Annotated in this window: 3 protein-coding genes; 2 read left to right on the forward strand and 1 reads right to left on the reverse strand. The window is 66.6% G+C overall.

What is annotated here, in order from left to right; all coding sequences use genetic code 11:
- The first annotated feature begins 113 nt into the window (after positions 1–113).
- Together MVA01S_RS29660 and MVA01S_RS29665 are read left to right on the forward strand one after the other, a co-directional pair.
- Positions 114–434 carry a hypothetical protein gene (locus MVA01S_RS29660; protein WP_003930150.1) on the forward strand — a complete coding sequence of 107 codons (321 nt, stop codon included), beginning with the start codon at positions 114–116 and terminating at the stop codon, positions 432–434.
- A 65-nt stretch (positions 435–499) separates the two neighbouring features.
- The gene (locus MVA01S_RS29665; RefSeq protein WP_003930151.1) at positions 500–796 is read left to right on the forward strand and encodes a YbaB/EbfC family nucleoid-associated protein; all 297 of its coding nucleotides are present in this window, start codon (positions 500–502) and stop codon (positions 794–796) included.
- 46 nt (positions 797–842) lie between these two features.
- Here the strand turns inward: MVA01S_RS29665 and MVA01S_RS29670 are convergent.
- Positions 843–1,948, reverse strand: a 1,106-nt coding sequence (locus MVA01S_RS29670) for a MinD/ParA family ATP-binding protein (protein WP_082762426.1), incomplete at its 5' end; no start/stop codon positions are given.

Raw genomic sequence — 1,948 nt, forward strand, 5'->3', positions numbered from 1 at the left:
TTTGCCGCGCGAGATCCGCCCCGCCCGCACCTGACCTCGACCGCCACCGCGGGGGCCGGCTCCTAACTAAGCTCGAGGACACATACACCAACAATCGGGTGAGGAACACCGCTGTGGACCGATCGTTGCGTTCCCCAGGTGGCGGCATTCAGGTCCGTACGACCGAACGCGGCCTGCCGGTGGCGCTCAAGCTCGATGAACGCGAGCTGACCCGGCCGGCAAAGGAATTGGCCGAGGAGATCCTTTTTTTGTGTCAGCTATCCGGCAGACGCCAGCAAGTTGCTCGACGGCGCGAACTGGCTGCCCGCGGCGTCAGCGCAGCCGTTATTCAAGGCCTGAATCTGTGTACCTCGGACGATTTGGAACGAGCCGAGACTCGACTCCAGGAGTTCGACGAGGACACCGAGCCCGACACCTGGTTGGGGCCGGTGTGAGGGAGCGGATGTCGCCGTACTCTGCGGGAGATCCTGGTGCCTCAGCTACCGGCGATGATGCTGGGATGAACGAACGCCGGGTCGAGCAGTGCGATCTCACAGTCGCGCTCAACGAGCAGATCGACTCGCTCTCGGTGGAGGTGAGCAATGCCGATCGGTCGGTGCGCGTGCAGGTAGATGGTTGGGGCGCGTTGACCGGATTGTGGCTGCACGAGCGCGCTTACCGGGGCGGGGCCGACGCGCTGGCGGTCCAGATCGTTGAGGTCGCGCAGGCTGCGGCCAAACTCGTCGCCGATCGACAGGCATTCTTGCTCAACGAGTTCGGGAAACGCGCCCAGCGAATCGGCGACGGGACAGCCTAGCGCCGACAGATTTGAGCAAGCCGGCGGGAAGGACCCGTGCGGGGCCTCAACCGACCCGCGAGAACTTGGTGGCCACGGCACCGGCGAGCTCCAGGTAGGTACGCACCGCATCCGGTGACAGCATGGCGAAGTCGACGTCGGCGCCTCTGGCCAGGTGCGGTTCGAACGGGACGACGTGGATGGATCCGCTTCTCGCCTCGAAGTATTGGAACACCTCGGCGAATGCTGTCGTTTGCGAACCGGTTTGCGCGCCACTGAGCACCACGTGTGACTCCCGCGCCAGCCTCCCGTAACCATGCTGGGTCAGCCAATCGAGCGTCGCCACGGCGCTGCGCGCGGCGTCCACTGCCGGTGAGCTGACGAGCACGAGTGCGTGAGCCAGGTCGAGCACGCTCGCCATCGAAGAGTGCATGATTCCGGTCCCGCAGTCCGTCAGGATGATGTTGTAGTGCGCCTGCAGGATCTCGATCGTGCGACGGTAGTCGCTCTCACCGAAGATCTCTGCGACCGCGGGATCCTGCACGCTGGCCAGCACTTCGAGCCGACTGGGTGCCAGGCGCGTGTGCCGGCGGACGTCGGCGTACCGCGAGATGTCCGGGTCGAGCAGCAGGTCGCGCACGGTCGAGGAGGTCGACGGGTCCGAGATGCGCTCGGCTAGCGTGCCGCGGTCGGGGTTCGCGTCCACCGCGATGACACGATCGGACCGAACCATGGCGAATGCCGAACCGAGCCCGATGGTGGTCGTCGTCTTCCCGACACCCCCCTTGATCGAGAGCACCGCGATCCGGAAGTCGCTGGCGATAGGCTGCCTGATCTGCTCCAAGAGGGCCTGCTGCTCACGGTCCTTCTGCGACACACCCGGGTTGACCCGGCCCTTGGTTGCACGGTAAAGCACTCGCCGCCAACCGAATTGCGGTGTCAACTGCTCGCGGACCAGGGAATCGCCGGTGTCGACGGAGCGATCAGTCAGCGACCGCGTCGGTTCCCGGTGTTCAGTGCCGACGGGGTTTGTTCCGTGTCGTGGGCCCTGCCCGGCCCGTGATCGCGCCAGGGGCGGCGAGTGGCGGCGGCGGGGTGGCATCCACGGCGGCGGGGCTGGCCAGCCCGGAGGAGGCGGGGGACCGTTCCAGCCGGGAGGCGGTGGGGGCGGCG

Origin of the sequence: Mycolicibacterium vaccae NBRC 14118 = CIP 105934 (genome assembly GCF_001552715.1) — a bacterium.
GTDB lineage: Bacteria > Actinomycetota > Actinomycetes > Mycobacteriales > Mycobacteriaceae > Mycobacterium > Mycobacterium vaccae.

Excerpts from the sequence above, each read along its gene's own strand:
- MVA01S_RS29665 (WP_003930151.1), top strand. The coding sequence starts at position 500 with ATGAACGAACGCCGGGTCGAGCAGTGCGATCTCACAGTCGCGCTCAAC.